This window comes from Tenacibaculum ascidiaceicola (assembly GCF_047470925.1).
In the GTDB taxonomy this organism is placed as follows: Bacteria; Bacteroidota; Bacteroidia; order Flavobacteriales; family Flavobacteriaceae; genus Polaribacter; species Polaribacter discolor.
Genome location: NZ_JAZKJP010000002.1, coordinates 136,873 through 159,943, shown reverse-complemented (window position 1 = coordinate 159,943; position 23,071 = coordinate 136,873). Strand labels below are relative to the sequence as shown.

The window sequence follows — 23,071 nt, the reverse complement described above, 5'->3', positions numbered from 1 at the left end:
ATTATCTATATAGTGTAAAGTGTCCCATTATTTTCTTCTCTTGACCAGATAACTCTTTAAAGTAAATTGTATACCAATAATCTCCAGATGGTAGTGGTGTACCTTCGTAAGTACCATCCCATCCTTCTACAGTACCTTTAAAGTCTGCAATATTACGTGCATATCTATCATAAATATATACTTTGATATCATGATAATCTTCTACTTCACGAGGATACCAGTAATCATTTATTCCATCTCCATCTGGTGTAAATAAGTTTGGAACAAAAATAGAAATATACTCTCCCCTAACAGTTAAGGTAACCTCACAACCTCTAGCATCTCTTACCGTAATGGTATAATCTTTTGTTTGTAAGATTAAGAACTCATTATCTGGTCCAAAATCACCTCCATCTACACTGTACTCATAAGGTGGTAAACCAAAGTCAGCATTTGCTATTAATGTATTCTTAACTGAATCATCAATTTCTAAGGTTAATGGTTGATAATCCACTATATCTATTGGACTAGTAGTAGAACTTTGAGAACAAGAACTTATTGTGTGGGTAGCTGTAACATAATAACCTGATCCTGCTGGTACATCAATAAATTCTCCTGTAGTATTTGTAGCTATTAGTGTATTTGCACCGTCATATAATGTATATGACATGTTATTTCTGTAAGCTTCGTCTACTATTGCTAAGATAATATTACCTGTTGGACAAGTATATTCAAAATCTACTGTTAATTGTATATCTACTGGTTCACCTGTAGTTACTCTTATAGGATCTACTACGTTACATCCTGCTTCATCTCTAACTGTGATAAAGTACGATGTACCTCCTTGAATGTTTTCATTTGCTCCTAATACTATTGAGTTTGTAGTGTACTGAGTTGGTAACTCAACATTATTAATACTTACATAATAAGGTTGTGTACCTCCTTGTACATTTAACTCAATTGTTGGTGTAGGATCATCAATACACACTTGTTCAGTAACTCCTACTAATGTTGCTGTAAATTCATCTGGTTGTGTTACTTCAACTCTTATAGGGTCTAAATAACATCCTACAACGTCTTTTACAGTAATCCAATACACACCTGCTCTTAAGTTTTCAAATACATTGTTTTTTACAAACTTAGTTTCAGGGAAGTCAGGACTACTTGGATCTGAAGCAATGTTGAACTCGTAATCATTGTTACCTCCTTCTGCATTAACTGTAATAGTACCATCGTTACCTCCAAAACATGTAACTGGTGTTGATCTTACTGTAGCTGCTAATATCTCTGGTTCAGTAATTGTGTGTTCACCTGTTATAGCATAACACTCTACACCAAATCTATTCGTACTTCTTACATTTATTTTATAAGTACCAACATTTAAATCACTAAATGTGTTTGATGGTTGCCAACTGCTTAAAGGTGCATCGTTTCCATCTAATAATTGGTATTCATAGTTTGCGAAACCTCCTTGTACATTAGCAGATAATACTGCATTACTATCTCCATTACAGGTAATAAATGCTGAATCTATGTTTAATGTCGCTACTAAAGGCTCATAAGCTCCAACTGTTACTGTAGCTGGTTCAGAAACACATAACTCACTATCTCTAACATAGAATTGGTGTACTCCTGCGTCTACATTAAATGTATTTGTGTTTCCAAAGGTTATTCCGTCCATACTATACATATAAGGACCTGTACCTCCTGCTCCTGTAACTTCTATAACTCCCTGAGGATCATTACATGTAATATCTACTGTAATTTCTGCTGAAGCAACTACTTCGATAGGATCTATGATATCTACTGGGCCTAAAAGACCATCACAAGAATATCCATCTGCTACTTTTACTGAATATCCAACTCCTGCTGGTAAATTTGTAAAGATAGGTGATGACTGACTTGCACTTTCTGTTCCATCAGGATATACTAACACATAACTATATGTTATACTAGGGTCTTGTGTTTGACCTCCAGCTATATTAGTTACTTCAATAGTTGCTGTATATTCTCCTTCACAAAGGTTCGGCGTGACATTTAAGTTTCCTGTAATCGTTGTTCCTGGTATTAATGTAAAGGTTGTTGTCTCTGTACATCCATTAACATCTCTAACAGTTGCTGTATAATCTCCTGCTGTTAAACCAGTAATAATTGCATTGTTATCAAATGGCTGAACTGTTAAACCTGAAGTGTTATTTACCAATTCATACTGATAAGCTCCCCAACCTCCATTAGCTGTTAACTTAACTCCTCCTGAGTTTGGTGGTGTACACTTTAAGTATGTTAAATCACTTGCTAATGTTAAATCGTTATCTGGTTGAGTAATCTCAAAGTTTACTGTTTGAGATGTACAGAATGGTGTATTTGGCATTGTAACCTGTACATAATACTCTCCCGGAGCTATACCTGAAATGGTAGTAGGTGTTCCTCCTGTTCCATTTCCTGTAATACCTGTTGATGTTCCTCCAATAGTGAACACCTCATAATCATACACATCTGTATAAGGAGTATCAGGACTAAAGTATATATCTACACTTCCTGTACCTCCAAAACATGCTCTTTCAATATTTGTTAAGAATATATCGAAAGAAGGAGTCTCTTGTACTGTATGATATGCTTCTAAAATACAGCCTGTTGCTGGATTTAAAATAGCTATTGTATAACTATCAGTTGCCAATCCTGTAAACACAGCTACATCAGTTGCTGTTGCAGGTATTACTGTTGTTGTGTACCCTGTATTAGTTCCTGTAATTGTATACTCTACATTCGCTATATCTGGATTTACTTTAACAGTAATATCTTCTCCTGTACTACAATCAATAGCTTTTGTTACTGTAATTGTAGCATCAGTCATTGATGTAAACGGATCGATAGTAACTACTCGAGACACAAAACAATCTGTGTTTTCATCATATACTTTTACAGTATAATCTCCTCCTGCTAAGTCAGTTGATATATAAGTAAAGTTACTATCATCTTGTAATACATTACCCGTTGCATCTTCAAAAACAACTCGTACATAGTTTCCTGTACCTCCTGTAATCGCTCCTTTATCTACTACTATTTTTGCAGTATTAACTGTATTACCTGTTGTACATGCAAACTGTGTTACTGTAATAGCGTTTGAGATATCGATCACTGGATTCTCATCTATTGTTAGACTCATTGTTGTATTACAACCATTAGAACCTGTTCCTACTATAGAGTAAGTTCCTGCTGGTAAGCCTGTAAATGTTACATTTGAGTTTGAAGATACTCCACTTGCTCCATTTGGATCAGGACTTATTGTATAAGTCAATGGTAAAATTCCATTATCTGTAGGTGAAACTGTAATCTCTCCATCTGAACTTCCAAAACAAATATCGTTTACAGTTACTGTTGGAGTAAATGTTGGTCTTATTTCTGGTTGAATTACGATATCTTTCGATACGTCACAAGCTGGTGTTGCATCTAAATCGCGTACCGTAACTGTATAAGTTTGCGGAGTGTCATTCGCACTAGGAATTGTAACCGTAAACGGATCACTTGTTACTACAACATTCGTCATCAACGATCCATCTACAGAACCTGAAACATCATACGTGTAATTGCTCGTTCCTGAAGTCCAATTCACTAAATCAACTGTTACAATTCCGTCTGGTGATACTGAACAATCTACTTTTTTAGTTTCTACTAATGAGAAGTTTACATCTGGATTAATTGTAACATCTGTTGGTGTACCTGCATCACATCCGTTTGAGTCTACCACATTTACAGTATACGTATCTGCTGGTAAATTACTAAAGGTATGAGTAGTAGCCGTTAAAATTTGAGTTTCTACAACACCTCCTGCATTTGATAAAGTATAGGTATAAGTTCCTGTACCTCCTGCTGCTGTTACCTCAATACTACCTCCTACAGATGTATCACATACATTATCATTATGAGTTACATTGAATGTTACTGGTGTTGGATTAACTACGGTTACCGTAGTGGAACGTGGACATCCGTTTCCATCTCTTACACGTACCCTATAATCACCTGGAGGGATTCCTTCAAATATATTATCACTACTATAAACAAAGCCTCCATAAGCTACATTAGGGGTAGATTGTAATTCTAATTGATACTCATAGTTACCCCAACCACCTGTTGCTGTTCCTGTAATCGTAGCATCAGAACCATTTGTACAACTTACTAATGGATTAACTACAGCAGAAGGTATTAATGATGCATCTGGTTGATAAATGGTAAATACTTCAGTAGTTGATTGACAATACGGAGAATTAATCATCGTAATCGTTATATAATAACTACCCGCTGGTAAATTATTTACTGGTGTTGGTGCATTAACTCCTTGATGAGGAATATTTAGACCTGTTGAACTTAAATCAATTGTAGTATTTGTTGTTGCATCAAATAACTCAAAATCGTATTGACCTCCATATGGAGTTGATGGACTAAACTCTAAAACAACACTTCCATCATCATTCTCTCTACAAGTTTCATTTTGAACATCTGTTACCAAAATATCAAACACTGGTTCTGGTTCAACGGTGTAATATGTTACTAACTCACATCCTGTTGTTGGGTTCTCTATCGTTATTTCATAATCTCCTGTTGGTAGATTATCAAAATCACCAGTGGTATTGGTTACTGGTCCGTATCCATTACTTGTTCCTTCAATAGTAATGTTAGCTACTACCGGTGTTGTAGATGTGTATGTTACTGTAATATCTTCTCCTGTTGAACAAGTTATTGCATTATCTAACGTAACTACAGGATTACTTAATTCATTAAATGGTTGAATTGTTGCTGAAGTTGTTCCTGAACATCCTTGATCATCATAAACTGTAATATCTACTGTTCCTCCTGAAGTATTAGTTGTTGTAAATATAAAGTTACTTGAATCTAATATCTCTGCTGACCCTGAATTTGGAGTGTACGTAAAAACAACTCGTGTATAAGTACCAGAACCTCCAGCTGTACCTGATGGCAACTCTACACTTGCAACGTTAACAGTATTACCTGTTGTACATGCAAATTCTGTAACATTTGGTGCACTTGGTGCTACTGGTGCATATTCAGTTACTACAATTCCAGTAATTGTTGTTGTACATCCGTTTGTTCCTGTACCTGTAATATCATACGTTCCTGGTGGTAAATCTGTAAATGTACTATCTCCGTCATAAGTTCCTGCTATAGGACTAATAGTATAGGTTATTGGTAAAATTCCATTATCTATAGCTGTTAATGTTATAATACCCGAATTATCTCCTGAACATAAACTTGCTGTTACTTCTGGAGTAAAGTCTGGTCTTATTTCTGGTTGAATTTCAATAGTTCTTGAAACATCACATATTGGTGTTGCATCTAAATCGCGTACCGTAACTGTATAAGTTTGCGGAGTGTCATTCGCACTAGGAATTGTAACCGTAAACGGATCACTTGTTACTACAACATTCGTCATCAACGATCCATCTACAGAACCTGAAACATCATACGTGTAATTGCTCGTTCCTGAAGTCCAATTTACTAAGTCTACAGTTACTTCTCCATCAGGAGATGCAGAACAATCTACTTTTTTAGTTTCTACTAATGAGAAGTTCACATCTGGATTAATTGTAACATTTGTTGGTGTTCCTGCATCACATCCGTTTGAGTCTACCACATTTACTGTATAAATATCTGCTGGTAAATTCGTAAATGTATAGGTTGTTGCTGTTAAAATTTGTGTTTCAACAACCCCACCTGCATTTGATAAAGTATAGGTATAAGTTCCTGTACCTCCTGCTGCAGTTACCTCAATGCTACCTCCTACTGAAGTATCACATACATTGTCAATATGATTAACTGTAAATGTTACTAGTGTTGGGTTTGCAACGATAACCTGACTACTTGCTTCACAATACGTTCCTGCTACTCCATCTTTATCCCTTACTACAACTGTATAATCTCCAGCAGGCAAGCCTGTAAAAATATTGTTAGAGCTATATGTGTTTCCTGCATAAGCGACTCCTGGGTTTGAAGTCTCCTCTAATTGGTATACATAAGTACCCCAACCTCCTGTTGCTGTTGCTGTAATGGTAGCATCTGAACCATTATTACAACTTACTACTGGGTTTACAACTCCTGATACCGATAATGGATTAATTGGTTCTGAAATTGTAAAGTTTGCACTTTGTGCCTCACAGAATGGAGAATTAGCTCCCATGTCTATTCTTACATAGTAAGTACCTGCTGATAATCCTGTAATTGTTGTTGGAGTACCTCCTGTACCTGCGCCTGTAACTGATGTTGCTGTTCCTGTTGAAGTATACACCGTATAGGTATAACCACTAGTGTATGGTGTACTTGGACTAAAGCTTAAAACAGCACTCCCATTACTATCTCCTTGACAATCTACATCTTCTATATCTGTTATAATAATATCAAAGGTAGGCTCATCATCAACAGTGTAGTATGTTACCAACTCACATCCTGTTGTAGGGTGTGCTATTGTTATTTCATAATCTCCTGTCGGTAGATTATCAAAATCTCCAGAAGTTACACTGTTTTGTGTTACAGCCGCATAACTATTACCATTAATTCCTTCAATTGTAATATTAGCTGCAGTGCCTAAAGTTGAAGTATATGTAACTGTAATATCTGCACCTGCACTACATGTAATTGCTGTGTCTAATGTTACAATAGGGTCTGAAAGCGCATCAAAAGGAGCAATCGTTGCAGTAGTTGTTCCTGTACAACCTTTATCATCATACACATCTATATTTACAGTTCCTCCTGCGGTATTTGATGTCGTAAATGTGAAGTTATTTGAATCTTGAATTTCATCAGCACTTCCATCTGCAGGATCATAAGTAAATACTACTCGTGTATAAGTTCCTGAACCTCCTGCAGTACCTGCTGGCAATTCTACACTTGCAACGTTAACAGTATTACCTGTTGTACATGCAAATTCTGTAACATTTGGTGTACTTGGTACTACTGGTGCATATTCAGTTACTACAATTCCAGTAATTGTTGTTGTACATCCGTTTGTTCCTGTACCTGTAATATCATACGTTCCTGGTGGTAAATCTGAAATTACATTTCCTGCAATTGTTCCTGCTGCTGGACTAATGGTATAAGTTATTGGTAAAATTCCATTGTCGGTAGCAGTTAATGTTATAATACCCGAATTATCTCCTGAACATAAGCTATTTTCAGTTACATAGGTAAAACTAGGTTCAACAGGATCTTGAACAGTAATTGCTTTTATTTCTGAACAGCCAGAATTCACATCTGTAACAGTTACATTATGTACTCCTGGGGCAAGTGAAACTACAGTAGTTGAAGTTGCAGGTGAGGTTATTGTTCCTGTTTCTCCAGTATCAAATGAATAATTATAATTTCCTCCAGCACCTGAAGTTACATTTATCTCTACCTCTCCATCATTACCTGGTATACAAGTAGCATTTTGAGTTACAGTTAAGTTAAAATCTATGTCAGGATTTACAATTATTCCATTTGAAGTATCTGTACACCCATTAGCATCTCTAACTACAACGTCATAACTTCCTGGAGTTAATCCTTGAGCTACATATGAAGTATTTGTTGTTGGTGATGTAAATGTTGTACCTCCGTCAATTGAATAACTATAAGGGGCCGTACCATTATTTACATTAATTGTTATTGTTTTATTTACATCACAGCTTGCTGGAATTGCAGAAACAATATTTGGTGAAGGGCTTAGAGTTAAAGCCACTGTACCTAAGCTTACTGGACCACAACCATTTGTATCTTGAACAAAAGCTTCAACTGTGACTGGTGAACCAGTTACAGTACCTGCTGCAACAGTTATTGTATTCCCAGATAAAACTCCTGTTCCATTTGTTACATTAAAAGTGTAAGTATATCCAGGGAAACCTCCTACTACATTTTCAATTCTTACTAAACCATCTACACTACATGTAATATCTCTTACTTTGGTTACTTGACCTGAGATTTCTGTTCCTTCTATAATCTCTACATCTTGAGCTCCAAACTCACAAACTACACCTCCAGTGTTTGATAAAACAATATAATATGTACCCGGAGCTAAACCAGTTACAACAATATCTGCAAAACCACTCTGAGCAATATTAGTATAACCTGCTACTGCTGAGCCTACATTTGTTGTTGCATCTCTTTCATACAATGTCCAAGTAAAATCATTCGATAAATCTCCACTAGTATTATCTATTGAATAAGTTATCTGTCCTGAATTTGCTCCAAAACACGCTTGGTTGTTTACGGTAGCTGTAATTGGTACAGTAGGTGTAAAATCAATATAAAGATCTTCATTATTTTTTTCAATACAGTCATCTGATGGATCAACTGTCCCTTTTGTATCTTTAACAAAAAATTCATACGTTAATCCTGGTATTAAGCCTGTAAAAGTATATGTTCTGTCTGGATCACCAAGTGTTCCATTATTAAGTGCATCAGGTCCAACCCAACCTGAAGGGGAGTTAATGGCAAATTCAAACTCACTAGTTACACCACCTCCTAATGCTTCTACAGTTACTGAAAAACCAACTGAACAGTTACTTGGGTTTGCTATAGGATCTACAATTAAACCAGTAACATTGTAAGCTATTTCATAAGGCCCATAAGGCTCTAAACATAGTGTGGTACCAGTTCCATCAATTGTTTGTAATACAGGGTGTACTACGTCTCCAGAGTTTAATCCTCTTATTTGACCATTCGTATCAGTAAAGTTTGTCCATGTAACACCATTATCTAAACTATACTGTAACGTATTAGGTAAATAAGTTGCAGGATCTATATTAATAAAATTAAACCCTGTTTGAGATGCATCAGCAATACAACCTGGTGGTAAAACATCTTCAATATCCATTACAATTGCTGGTGGATCTGTTAATGTTATTATTTCAGTATCCGTACAACCTAAAGTATCAGTTATTGTAATTGTATAAGTTTCAGGAGTTAAATTATCAAAACTTATACTAGACCCTACAAAATTATTAATTGTGTTTGTATATCCTCCTCCACTATCAGAAATTGTAATTGTATAAGGAGACTCTCCAGTATTTGCTAAAATCGATACATCAATACTTCCTGTATCTCCATTACAAGTTGGTTCATTTGCTGTTCCTGTAATTTCAACTGGTGTTACGGTGTCTATAACTACATTTTGAATAACATATTCACAATATGGCGCTACTCCATTATTGTCTCTAACATAAACATCGTAAGTATCTGCTCCTCTTACAACTGGATTTGTTGTACTAAAAGGTCCTGCCGGTGAACCATCAGTTACTACTGAAAACACGTAGGTTCCCGCTCCTGTTCCTCCTGAAGGATTTATTAGAATTTCTCCATCATTACAACTTGCATTCGTAACATCTGCAGTAGCTAATAATGTTGGATTTATAGTCACTGGTGTGCTAGCCGTACAACCTCTACCGTCTTGTACATATACTGTGTAATTACCATCCGATAATCCTGAAAAAGTATAGGTGTTTGATGTTAATGGTGTTGGTTGTTGCCATGTTGTACCGTTTAAACTGAAAATATAATCATCATTACCTGTAGTAACTGTTACTACAATTTGTCCATTAGTTCCATCATAACATTGAGGTTCAGCTGTAAATGTAATTGTTTCAATAGCATCTACTGTCACTGAAACCGGAGCAGATGTACATCCTAGCCTATCTGTTGCTACTACAGTATAAGTTCCTGCTGGTATATCTGTAAACTCTGTAGTTGTAGTTCCTTGTGAACCTCCTCCATTATCAAATAACTCATATGTATATGGTCCTCCATTTCCATTACTCGCTGTTGGGGTTATTGTTGCCCCTGTTGCTGGATTACACGTTACTTCTTTCGTTACAGGTGCTGTTACCGTAATCGCTGTTGGATCTGATAACGTAACACTTGCTAACGGTACATCACATCCTGAAGCCACTCCTGTTGGGCGTATTTGAATATTATGTGTTCCTGCTGAAAATCCTGGTATTGCAAATGGATTTGCTCCAGAATTTACCCAAGTAGCTCCTCCATCTGTTGAATAATCAAAAGAAGCTGGGGCTCCTGATGGGAAAGAAGCTTCAACTGTAATTGTTCCGTCTGAGTCTCCAATACATGTTGGGTTCGTTTGTCCTATAACTGCTGCCGTAAATTCTTGACTTGGCTCTACATTTACTGTAATATCTGTTGTACAACTACTTCCATAACCTACAGATATTGTATGAGCTCCTACAGATACATTATTAAATACATTATTCCCTGTTTGTGGTGTTCCTCCATCTAATGTATATGTATAAGTCGCATCTAATGGTGTTATTGTTATATTCCCTGTTCCATCACAATTATATGCTACAGAGCTACTTAATACTGGCTCTGTTGGTAAATCTAAAATAGTTGCTTGATTTAAGTCTAAAATACATCCATTGGCATCTACTACTCTAGTATCATATGTACCAGGTGACAAGTTTGTTACTGTTGTACTTCCTGCTTGTGTATAGTTAGTATCTGTCGTTAACTTATAAAAGTATAGATAATTTGGTGTTCCTCCTGTTGGAGCTGTAAAAGTAATGGTTCCTAAAACAGTTCCTGAAGGACTACACATTAAATCTGTTGATGATACACTTCCTCCTGTTAATGCTGATGGTACTGTAATAGTCTCTGTTGATGCTGCTGATGTACAGCCATTAGCATCTATTACAGTTACTTGATAAGTTCCATCGCCTAAACCTGTAAAGGTGTAATTTACATCTGTTAATGGTCCTTGTGCTGGTGGTGCTCCTGGTCCTGTTACTGTTACTGTATATGGTGCAGTACCATTGGCTACAGTTACATTAATTGTTCCTGTATCTGTACTACAGTCAGGTTGTACTGCTGATGTTGTAAGTGTTGGATCTGCTATTTGATTTACTGTTACTGTAGTCATAAACTCACAGTAATTAGCTCCTCCATTCTTATCTCTTACATATACAGTATATGTACCTGAAGGTACATTTACTGGACTTGTCGTTGTCGTTATTGGTGCAATAGCACTTGATGTCTCTTCTATATAATATTGATAAGTTCCATCACCTCCACTTGGGGTAATTACGATTTGACCATCATTACATGTTGCACTTACTGTAGTAACTGTTGCTGTTACCTGTGGAAGAATTGTTGCTGATTGTGTATCACTACATCCTTTACCATCTTGTACAGTTATATCATACGTACCATCGGTTAAGCCTGTAAATGTATATTCTGTTGGCGTTGCCGCATTAGGTGTTTGCCATGTAGTACCGTTATCTAAACTAAATTGGTAATCATCATTACCTGAAGTTACATTAATCGTTAATGTACCATTAGATCCATCGTAACAAACTACTGGTGTTACAGTAAAAGCAACTATTGTTACTGGGTTTACTGTCACTGAAACTGGAGCAGATGTACATCCTAGCCTATCTGTTGCTACCACAGTATAAGTTCCTGCTGCGACATCTGTAAATGGACTTGTAGTTGACACTGAAGTATTTGTTGAATCAAATAATTCATAGGTATATGGTCCTCCATTCCCATTACTCGCTGTTGGGGTTATTGTTGCCCCTGTTGCTGGATTACACGTTACTTCTTTTGTTACAGGTGCTGTTACTGTAATCGCTGTTGGATCTGATAACGTAACACTTGCTAACGGTACATCACATCCTGAAGCCACTCCTGTTGGGCGTATTTGAATATTATGTGTTCCTGCTGAAAATCCTGGTATTGCAAATGGATTTGCTCCTGAATTTACCCAAGTAGCTCCTCCATCTGTTGAATAATCAAAAGAAGCTGGGGCTCCTGATGGGAAAGAAGCTTCAACTGTAATTGTTCCGTCTGAGTCTCCAATACATGTTGGGTTCGTTTGTCCTATAACTGCTGCCGTAAATTCTTGACTTGGCTCTACATTTACTGTAATATCTGTTGTACAACTACTTCCATAACCTACAGATATTGTATGAGCTCCTACAGATACATTATTAAATACATTATTCCCTGTTTGTGATGTTCCTCCATCTAATGTATATGTATAAGTCGCATCTAATGGTGTTATTGTTATATTCCCTGTTCCATCACAATTATATGCTACAGAGCTACTTAATACTGGCTCTGTTGGTAAATCTAAAATAGTTGCTTGATTTAAGTCTAAAATACATCCATTGGCATCTACCACTCTAGTATCATATGTACCAGGTGACAAGTTTGTTACTGTTGTACTTCCTGCTTGTGTATAGTTAGTATCTGTCGTTAACTTATAGAAGTATAGATAATTTGGTGTTCCTCCTGTTGGAGCTGTAAAAGTAATGGTTCCTAAAACAGTTCCTGAAGGACTACACATTAAATCTGTTGATGATACACTTCCTCCTGTTAATGCTGATGGTACTGTAATAGTCTCTGTTGAAGCTGCTGATATACAGCCATTAGCATCTGTTACAGTTACTTGATAAGTTCCATCGCCTAAACCTGTAAAGGTGTAATTTACATCTGTTAATGGTCCTTGTGCTGGTGGTGCTCCTGGTCCTGTTACTGTTACTGTATATGGTGCAGTACCATTGGCTACAGTTACATTAATTGTTCCTGTATCTGTACTACAGTCAGGTTGTACTGCTGATGTTGTAAGTGTTGGATCTGCTATTTGATTTACTGTTACTGTAGTCATAAACTCACAGTAATTAGCTCCTCCATTCTTATCTCTTACATATACAGTATATGTACCTGAAGGTACATTTACTGGACTTGTCGTTGTCGTTATTGGTGTAATAGCACTTGATGTCTCTTCTATATAATATTGATAAGTTCCATCACCTCCACTTGGGGTAATTACGATTTGACCATCATTACATGTTGCACTTACTGTAGTAACTGTTGCTGTTACCTGTGGAAGAATTGTTGCTGATTGTGTATCACTACATCCTTTACCATCTTGTACGGTAACATCATAAGTGCCATCTGTTAATCCTGTAAAAATGTATTCTGTTGGTGTTGCCGCATTAGGTGTTTGCCATGTCGCTCCACCATCTAAACTAAACTGGTAATCATCATTACCTGAAGTTACATTAACCGTGAGTGTTCCATTACTACCATCATAACATGTTACTGGTGTTACCGTAAAATCTACAGAAGCTGGTTCTACTATAGGCACACTAACTGGTACACAGTTAGTTCTATTAATATTAATTTGTACATCATCAATAAAGTTTCCTACAGTGTTATTTCCTCCTGCTGTCGACAATGCATCAAATGCAATAACCGTAGTTGACTGTCCTACAGGAACAGTATATGTACCTGAATATACCCCCCATGCAGAAGTACCATCACTCATAGTTTCAACAACTGAAGCGGTAGCTAAATCACTTCCTATTTTTACAGTTGCTACATCCGTACCACTTCTACCTCTGTGTGCTACAGACCAATTGATTACGTCTCCTGGTTGTGTACAATACTCTTGATATAAAGAAGAAACCGCATTTGCATTTAATTCTGCAAAGGCATTACCTTCATGAGCAGAAACTCCATTAAAACCGTTATACCAAATTTCAATCAAATTATCTGAAGCTGTGGAATCCCAACCTGGAACTAAATCTTCATTCATTTGCTGGTATGTTGTTGCTGAATTAGCAGGTAACTCAAACCCTCCATTTTCAAATAAATTTGCCGTACACCCACATTCATTACAGCTTCTACTATCTCTAACCATTACAATGTAATCAGTTGCTCTTGGTGGTACATTTGAAAACACTGGAGATGACTGCCAAGTAGCCCCTCCATCAATACTAAACGTATAAGGAGGAATTCCTCCTGTAGCTGAAGCTGTTATTGTTCCTGTTGCTGTATTACAAGTTACTTCTTGAGTTGCTGAAGCAGAAAGTGTTAATTCCTCAGGTTGATTAATAACAACATTTCCTAAATCTATTGGACAAGTTTGCCCGTTAGCTGTTTCTCTTATAAATATGTTATATGTTCCTGCAGCCAATCCTACAACTCTATATGGATTATCAGCAGTCATTGACCAAGTTGTTCCTCCATCTGTAGAATACTCAAAGCTTCCTCCAATAACGTTATTAGCTGAAATAGTAACAGTTCCATTGTCTGATCCATAACATTCACTATCTGTAGATCCTACAATACTTCCTGAGAACTCATTTCCTGCATTTACTGTTACCGTTGTACTTTCTATACAGCTACCTCCATATGTTACTTCAACTGTATGTGCGCCAACAGCAACATTATCAAATACCCCTGTATTATTAGAGTTTCCGTTTAATGTATAGGTATATGTTCCAGCAGGTGTAGCTGTTATAGTTATGTTTCCTGTACCATCACAATTGTATACTACTGAACTCGTTACTCTTGGTGCAGATGGTAAACCATCTATTACTACATTATTTAAATCTAAAGAACAACCATTTGAATCTACTGCTCTTGTGTTATACGTTCCTGCAGAAAGTCCTGTAACAGGATTATTTGCTGCTAATGTATAAGTTGATTCGCTACTTAACTTATAATAGTATGTATAATTAGGTGTTCCTCCTGTAGGTACTGTAAAGGTTATAGTACCAGACGTAGTTCCACCAGATGAGTTACACTCTAAATCTGTTCCTACTGCACTACCTCCACTTAACGCTTGAGGTTCAGTAATTGTAGCACTTAATTGATAAGTACATTGATAGGTGTTTTTTGAGGCTCTAATATCAATAGTATAAGAACCAGCTGATAAACCTGAGAATACACCTGTATTATTCGTTGTAGAAAAACCATCTATACTATACTCTAAAGTATACCCTGTAGCATCTCCTCCTGTTAACGTTACTTGTATGGTACCATTATTATCTCCATTACATGCAATATTTGTTGGTGTTGCTGTAAACTGCAATGCTGGTTCAACTACAACAGTAGCTTCCGCTGTCGCACTACAGTTATTATCATCTCTTACTTCAAAAACATACGTTCCCTCACTTCCCATTGGAACTTCGTAGGTTGTGTCAGTAAAATACACTTTATCAACATCAGCAACTGGGTTACCATTTACTGAAATGACAGCATATTCGTATGGTGAAGTTCCTTCACTTGGTGTTAGTGTTATAATTCCTGAAGAACTACCATTTTCACAAGTAATATTTTTTGTGGTAATTGCTGACAATGTAATTGGCTCAGGTAGAGTTATTACTCTTGTTTCGTTTGCCGAACATCCACCTTCTGTGGTTACTAGAATTTCATACGTACCACTCTCAGTTATTGTATATCTTTGGTCATTACTATCAATAAAGCCATTAGACCCAGCCATATACACATTATCCTTTCTTATCTCATAAGAATATCTACCAGATACATTTCCTATTTGTACTGTAAGCTCTGATGCTCCTCCACATGTATCAATGTTTGTAAGTACATTTAAATCAATATCTAAGCTTTGTATATTTACACTATCTGTAACATAATTACAAGATCCGTTAGAACCAACCTGACGAATTGTTACAGTATAATCTCCTGGATTAGTTATTGAGAAAGTATTACTTGTTTGAAAAGCAGTCGTTGAACCATTGCCAGATAAACTATACTCATACCCATCAGGTACTCCATTAACTACAATACTTCCGTTTGTTCCACATAAAATATCTGTTGGTACAACAGTAGGAGTTAATGAGTTTCTAAATACATTAAAATAATATGTTCTTGGACATGTACCATCGTATAAAACTTCTAATTTATAAGCTCCTGTTTCACCGAAAGATTGAGTTAAATCTGTACCTAACGATCCCCAAGAGCAACCAGTAGATGTAGGTGCACAATCTTCTGTTTCAAAGTTATATCCACAACCACCATCACCGTTTAATTTAAACCATTCGACAGTTGTATTAGATCCTGCAAAAGGTAAAGTAATGTCTCTAGTTTCTGTTGTATTTCCACATAGATAAATTTCAGCTAACTCTGTAGTATTACTAGTACAAGAAGTATTGAATCTATCTGCAAAAGGTGGTGCCAATGGATTTGACACATTTGCAAAACTTATTACTTCTATGATTTCTGGCTTTGTAATACAACCCAAAGTAGTTGTTTTAGTTACTGTATATACACCAGCACTGCTAACTGTAATACTTTGAGTGCTTCCTAAAAACTGACCGTTTTCATCTTCCCAACTATAGGTATCAAAACCGTCACCTGCAGTTAACTCAATACTTCCGCCACAAAGTACTTCTTCTCTTCTGAAATCACAATCATCTAAATTAACTAAGAAGTTTGAAGAACCTACAATTCCAAAGTCACAACTATCAAAACCAGAATAACTAGGTTCATTGTTTACTACAACTCCACCTTTAACTCCCTCATATCTTGCGAAAGCTTGGTTTTGTACTACATTTGAACATACATCTCTTAACTCATTACAGTCAGAAACTACTTGTACATGCAAACGGATATTATATTCTGCTCCATTTTCTCGTACCATATCATCTGGTATACCAAACTCTACTTGCGCTCTAAAACCATTAGCCGCAGAAGGTCCTTCATAGCCTACAATTGATACTCCTGCTGGTAAATCGATGTCGAAACGCATACCGTTATATACTGTTCCTCCTGTAGAAGTTTCTAATAAATCTACATTTTTAGGTAATCTATCCGTTATAATCGTATTCGTAGCATCATCTGTACCTACATTTTGAAAACTTATATTATACCATAATTCACTACCTAAACCTACAGGTGTTCCTTGTATATCATTTCCACTCCCATCTAAAACCGATTTGACCATTTGCAATTCCGGTTCAATTATTTCAACCGCCAAAGCATTTAAAAAAGGCCAATAAACATCTCCACTTGTGGTAAATCTAACGTTAGCAGAATTTTGTCCATTTGTAATAACACTATTATTAGTATTACTTAGTTCATATAAGTCTACGTCAAAACCTAAGGTGTTTTCACTATCTGGAATACGAGAAGTTAAATATTGATCATTTATACTTATAGACCCATTAAAAAAGTTATAACTTGGATTTATATTTGGTGTTGATTGACTTACATAGTTACCATAAATATCCTCTATTTGAAATCTATCTCCTGAAATACTTCTATCTCCCTCTAAGGTCGCAGCTAACAAGCTAACTCTTACTGGTGCTGGGTTTGATGGATTTCCAACAGGTACCGTAGTAAAACCAGAGTATGATAATTCCACATCATTATTTCCATCAACATCAGCATAACCATCAAAAATAGCTATGTTTTTACTTGATAATGTTTGGTTTTCATAAATTACTACCATGGTCCAACCTGCAGAGCCTCCTAGACCATTTGGGTCATTACCTCTTGTAGCTCTGATGTTTGCCCCTACATAAGTACCATTATGTCCTTCTGGGTCAACAGCTGAAAGTCCCTGAATATCAGATGTAATATCCTTATAGTAAACATAACTAAAGCCTTGATCATAAACTGTTTCGTCTGCAGTAATATCTTGATAAACTCCCCCTGGTAATTTGAATTTAATTTGATTTGGATTTCCTGATCTATTATCATAATTCCATGTTTCATATGGATAAACACCAGCCCAGTATAACCCAGCATATACTACTCTTGAACAAGTAGGTAAACTTAAAACATCCGAACTTGATGAAAATGTAGACGCATCACTATCTATATCGATATATTGCATATTGAGATTTCCATTTGAACTAGAACCATCATACGGATACTCAGGATCATATTGATTACCTCTATCTCTACTTAGAACATTATTGGCTATAAATGTAATATCTCCTTTTATATTTATACCACCTGAAGTACCATCAGGTTTTATAGTACGTTGGTTAAAACCAGCTGCTAACTTGGCAGCTGTATTTTGAGTCTCTAATGATAAGGATGCTTTTAAGTTAGCATAACCCTTTGCCTCATTTATAACTCTTGAAGTTGTTTCTGGTTCTTCTTGCGAAAAACTAAAAAAGGTTTGTAATACAAGTATTAGTAAAGTAATTATTCTTTTCATAATTTCAATTGGGGGAATTAATTAATCAAGTTCTTAAGTTATGTATTCTATTTTATCTGTACGATTGCTTTACGATCGTAAAAGGCTCCATTTAAATTTGTATTGTACATTTTTATCGCTTCTGCTCTATCTGTTGTTTTAAAAATGTAAACATGCATAAACCCTGTTTTTGGATCAACAAAATAATCTGCATCTATATCATCATTTCGTAATTCATCTACATTTCTATCTGCTAATGCTTTTTTTGAGTTAACATATACTCTTAAATAGTATCCTGGTTCTACTCCTTCAGCCTCCATTGGGTAAACTTTGGCTGGCGGTTGTGTTTTTGGTTCTTCATAGCTACTCAGTGAGCCTCCTAAAGTAATTTTAACCACATAGACAGGATCTTTTGTTGCTTTTTTAACTTTTATGGTTGAATTATCTTTCTTCTCATCATTCTTTTCAAATAATCGAGTTTTATCATTAAAATTATCAACCTCTTCTTCTGCATCTTCTTCTTTTGCAAACCTATCGAGGTAAACATAATATAACTTTTTCTTAGGCTCAAATACATATTTTGCTTCAATATCTAATCGAGACCATTTATCTATTAGCGCTTCTGCATTTTCTTTACTTCTAAACTGGTCAGAAACTACATAATACATTGTACCTCCACCTCCTGAGCGCGTTATTGTACTCTTACGCCACGGTGTATTTAATCTTCTTTTTAACGAAGTATCTTTTGCTTGAACTGTATCTTTTATTATTACAGTATTTGTAGTTGTTTTTGGCGCTGGTTGATTTTTCAATAAACGTAACACTTCATCAACCTTTTTATTTAAAATATCAATAGAATCTTGCGCTTTTTGAATTTCATCAGATAAATCGTTGTGTTCTGGATTTTTATATTCAATTTCTTTCTTTGGAGCTCGTTCTGGAAGGTTTACTTTTACGTTACCAGTTCTTCTTTTAGGACGCTCTCTTGTAAACGATTTTTTTCCAAAATTATAAATCAACCCTATTTCATTAGTTGCAGCAAAACTGCTCTTTTCATAGGTAAAACCAATTGCTAACTTATCAGACAAGTTTACTCCAACACCTGCTGAGATACCGTACGTTTTATCATAACCTGCTTTTACCCAACCTGCTTTAGGTAAATCTACAATAGCATTTGCTCCATAACCAAATTCACCATCTCCTGGCTTTCTTGCCATTGCTAACATTCGTATATCAGCTCCTTCAAAAAGTCCTTTTGCATAGGTTAATTCATGTGAATACATTAAATGCCCTGAAAATGTTTTTTCTCCAAAAGAAGTAGCCATTTCACTCTTTTTCAAGTTAAAATCTACTAGATTCTCAAAAAACACTCCTACATCAAACTTTCCAATAGATAATGTTATAGCTGGTTGAAAATTAACGATAGGAAGATCTTGGTAATTTGAAATTTGAGGATCTGGTTCTGCTGAATTTACCTTTAAACCATCTGCACTTCTTCTACTATACAGGAAGTTAAATCCAAAAGTTAAATCCATCGTTTCATTTAACTGTAAACGGTGCGCATAGTTAGCTAAGGCACCAAAATCTTTAAAAACTCCAACTTCTTGTTGATAAATAGCAAGACCTGCTCCTACATTTTCCCGCATTTTTCCTGAGTATGTAGCCAAATATAATCTTGGATTATCTTCAAATTCTACATTACTATTTCTTACGATTGCAGAAAGCGATGTTTTATTTTCTCTTAACGCAGAAAAAGTCGGCACGGTTAAAAAGCGATTAAACTTCATGAAGTTACGTGAACTAAAGCTACTATATTGCTGTTCACCACCAGAAAATTGTGCTTGTACCACAAACACATTTAATACTAAAATAATAAGTAAAGTAATTTTTCTAATCATCTAAAATTTAATCTATTACTGATATCGTCCCTGCTTTAATCAGCTTGCCCTCTCTAATAATCTTATAATAAAATATTTTTTGATTGCCTAAACTCTCTACAGGCCAATCGTTTTTGTAATCAGTTGTTTTTAAAATTTCTTTTCCCCCTGAATTATACAATATTATCTCCACACTAGGTTGATATGCATATGAATTTGACAATTTCCAAGTATCATTAATTCCATCTTGGTTAGGAGACACAATATTAGGCACTATAATTTGTCCATCAGGTTCTACTACTTCTATTGTCTTATATAATGTACAGTTACCTACTTTTACTTGCACTGTATAAAAACCTAATTCAGTTACCTCTAACTGTTCTGTTGTTGACAACAAAGCTCCTGAAGTACCTTCTCCTTGATACCATTCGTAATTTTCTCCACCAGCTGCCACAACTATAGCTGAACCGCCCTCTTCCAACACAACAATTTCTGATGGAGTAACTGTTACTGCTGAATCATCAAAAGGAATTACATTTATAGGTGCTAATTCATTGTTACAGCTTGAATCTGAATATTGTAACACATACTCACCTACTTCAGTTACTACTAATGTTTGAGGGTCTGAAGGGGTTACATCTTCATCACCATCTTTTATCCATTGATAAGTATAACTCATATTAAAGTTATCTATTGTGTAAACAATAGAAGAACCTGCACATAAAGAATTTGAAGTTGATGTAGAAGATACCTGAGGTACCTCTACTAACTTTACATCAATAGCATTAGAATCACCACTCTTTCCAGTATTTGTACTTACTGTTAATATATATGAACCATTATCAGCATATGAATTGACAGTATACTCTTCACTTGTTCCTCCTGTAGAAACCCCACCTTTTTTCCAGTCAAAGTTTAGCATCGCTATTTGATCGGAAGTTAAATCATACTCGTTTCCATCTTCTGCTATAGCTTTTACACCTACCATACTTAACTTAGTAGTAGCTGAATTACACTCTTCATAATCTGTAGCAGTTCTAATTACTACATTAAGTGAATCTACAGCTAATAATACAAACTCTTCTGAATCAACTACTGCATCACAAGCCGACCCTGTACTTTTTGTAACTCTTGCAAAGTAAGTTCCTGCTGTTGTTGCATCAATACATAATTGATCTTGTACTGCTGTTCCTAATGTTTGTCCGTTTCTAAACCATTCAATAGTTACATCTTCAACAGGTGTAGCATCATGACTTATACACAGCTCTTTTGATTCTCCAAATAATATAACTCTTTTCAGTGCACCTTCATTAGTTACCGTGTATCCTGCATCTGTTTGTTGTTGTAGTACAACATCATTTGAAACTGTAGTACACGTTCCTGCTTCTATTTCTAAACGGTATGTACCAAATTGCCCTACAGTTGGTGTAGTATATGTTGGATCGTTTGAAGATTGTTTTAATTCATCATCTAAATACCAATTATATATATAAGTAGTATTGGTCGCATTTGCTTCAAATGTATGAGATTGGTCTCCACAAATTTCAATAGTCGAAGCCCCTTTAATTTGCGTATCTGCTCCACTAAGACCATCAACGGTTAAAAACCTTGACTTTGGCCCTCCACATAAACCATAATCAATCACAACATAATACACCCCTGTTTCTGCTATCGTATATTTAGGTTCTTGTGTAGTAGCTACCAACTCATCAGTACCACCATTTCTTCTATACCATAAATACTCTCCAATAACATCAGTATCTAAAGCTACTTCTCTAGTTTCTCCATTACATAATGTAAATGAATTACCATTATTTATAGATAATTCTCCTTCTACAAACATGTCATAATACGCTTCAAACGAAGCTGTTTGTACTGTTTGAACAGGTTCCTGACTTGTAGTTACACGTATTACATAATTCTTACCATAAGTTCCTTCTTGCAACTGAAAACTGATATTATCCATACCTTGACCTTTGTTATAGTCATTTGCAGCTGTACTGATAAGTGTTCTTAACGTTTTTACTTTAGATGGATCTGAAAAAGATCCATTTTCATCAGAAAGTTCTATTGTAAAAGTATTAGTATCTTCAAAAATTCCAGTAAAACTTATATCTAAAGAATAGTCTGCCCCTCCTACTTGATCACAAAGAGCTCTATTACTCACCCCCACTAAATCATTAACAACAACACTTTCAAGCACTTGAGCGCTTGAATTTATACACAGTAGAAATGATGCTAAAAGTAATAATATGCTTTTAGTGCTTCTTTTCATTTAAGGGATTCTTTTAAGGGTGTCAAATTTATAGTTTTTCTTAACAAAACTATAATAAAACTAATAAAATTAATAGGGAAATATATAAAATCTATTTTTAACAGGCAACTAAAGTTTTTTTCTCTATTAAAACATCTTAGTTTTTCATCGTAAATCTATACTAGCCAACACATTAAAACCACATCGTTGGTTAGTTCTTTTTGGACTAATAAACTCGCTACCTATATTAAAATTCTAATGTATATTTGCTATCTATTTTTTTGAATCATGACAAAGAAAATCACCATAGCCATTGACGGTTTTTCATCTACAGGAAAAAGCACTATAGCAAAGCAATTAGCCAAAGAATTGACCTATATTTATGTTGATACAGGCGCTATGTATAGAGCTGTAACTTTATATGCTATGCAGCATAATTATATTTCTGAAAATCATTTTAATTCAGAAAAGTTAATTGCTGACTTACATAATATTTCTTTGTCTTTTACATTTAATGAAGAACTTGGTTTTGCTGAAATGTTTTTAAACGGAACCAATGTTGAAAGAGAAATTAGAACCATTGAAGTTTCTAAATTCGTAAGTAAAGTTGCTGAAATTTCTGAAATTAGAAAAAAGTTAGTTCGTGAGCAGCAGGAAATGGGTAAAAACAAGGGGATTGTTATGGATGGTCGCGATATTGGAACTGTAGTTTTTCCTGATGCTGAATTAAAATTATTTATGACTGCTTCTGCCGACAAACGCGCTACGCGTCGCTACAAAGAATTATTAGATCGTGGTGATAATGTAAATTATGAAGAAATTTTACAAAATGTACAAGAGCGAGACAGAATAGATTCTACCCGAGAAGATTCTCCTTTAGTTATGGCAGACGATGCTATTGAGTTTGATAATTCTGATATGGGACTTAAAGAACAATTTGAACGCATTATGAGTTTAGTTAACGCTAGAATTCAATAAAAACTACTTTTAATTATTAGTATAATA

At 35.4% G+C, this 23,071-nt stretch carries 4 protein-coding genes; 1 reads left to right on the top strand and 3 read right to left on the bottom strand.

Annotated features, from left to right (window positions below):
- Position 1: 1 nt before the first annotated feature.
- From VBY68_RS01070 to VBY68_RS01060, 3 genes are read right to left on the bottom strand one after another with little or no spacing between them, the layout of a single operon-like run.
- A complete protein-coding gene (locus VBY68_RS01070; RefSeq protein ID WP_415268592.1) occupies positions 2 to 17,956 on the bottom strand; it encodes a T9SS type B sorting domain-containing protein in 17,955 nt (5,984 codons plus the stop codon).
- A 47-nt stretch (positions 17,957 to 18,003) separates the two neighbouring features.
- The gene (locus VBY68_RS01065) at positions 18,004 to 19,833 is read right to left on the bottom strand and encodes a PorP/SprF family type IX secretion system membrane protein (RefSeq protein WP_415268591.1); all 1,830 of its coding nucleotides are present in this window, start codon (positions 19,831 to 19,833) and stop codon (positions 18,004 to 18,006) included.
- A gap of 7 nt (positions 19,834 to 19,840) precedes the next feature.
- Positions 19,841 to 22,087, bottom strand: coding sequence for a T9SS type B sorting domain-containing protein (locus VBY68_RS01060; RefSeq protein WP_415268590.1), 2,247 nt, complete (start codon positions 22,085 to 22,087; stop codon positions 19,841 to 19,843).
- Positions 22,088 to 22,354: 267 nt separating this feature from the next.
- Here VBY68_RS01060 and cmk point away from each other — a divergent pair, with 267 nt between their 5' ends.
- Entirely contained in the window at positions 22,355 to 23,044 is a 690-nt protein-coding gene (cmk, locus tag VBY68_RS01055) for a (d)CMP kinase (protein WP_415268589.1), read from the top strand.
- Positions 23,045 to 23,071 lie beyond the last annotated feature (27 nt).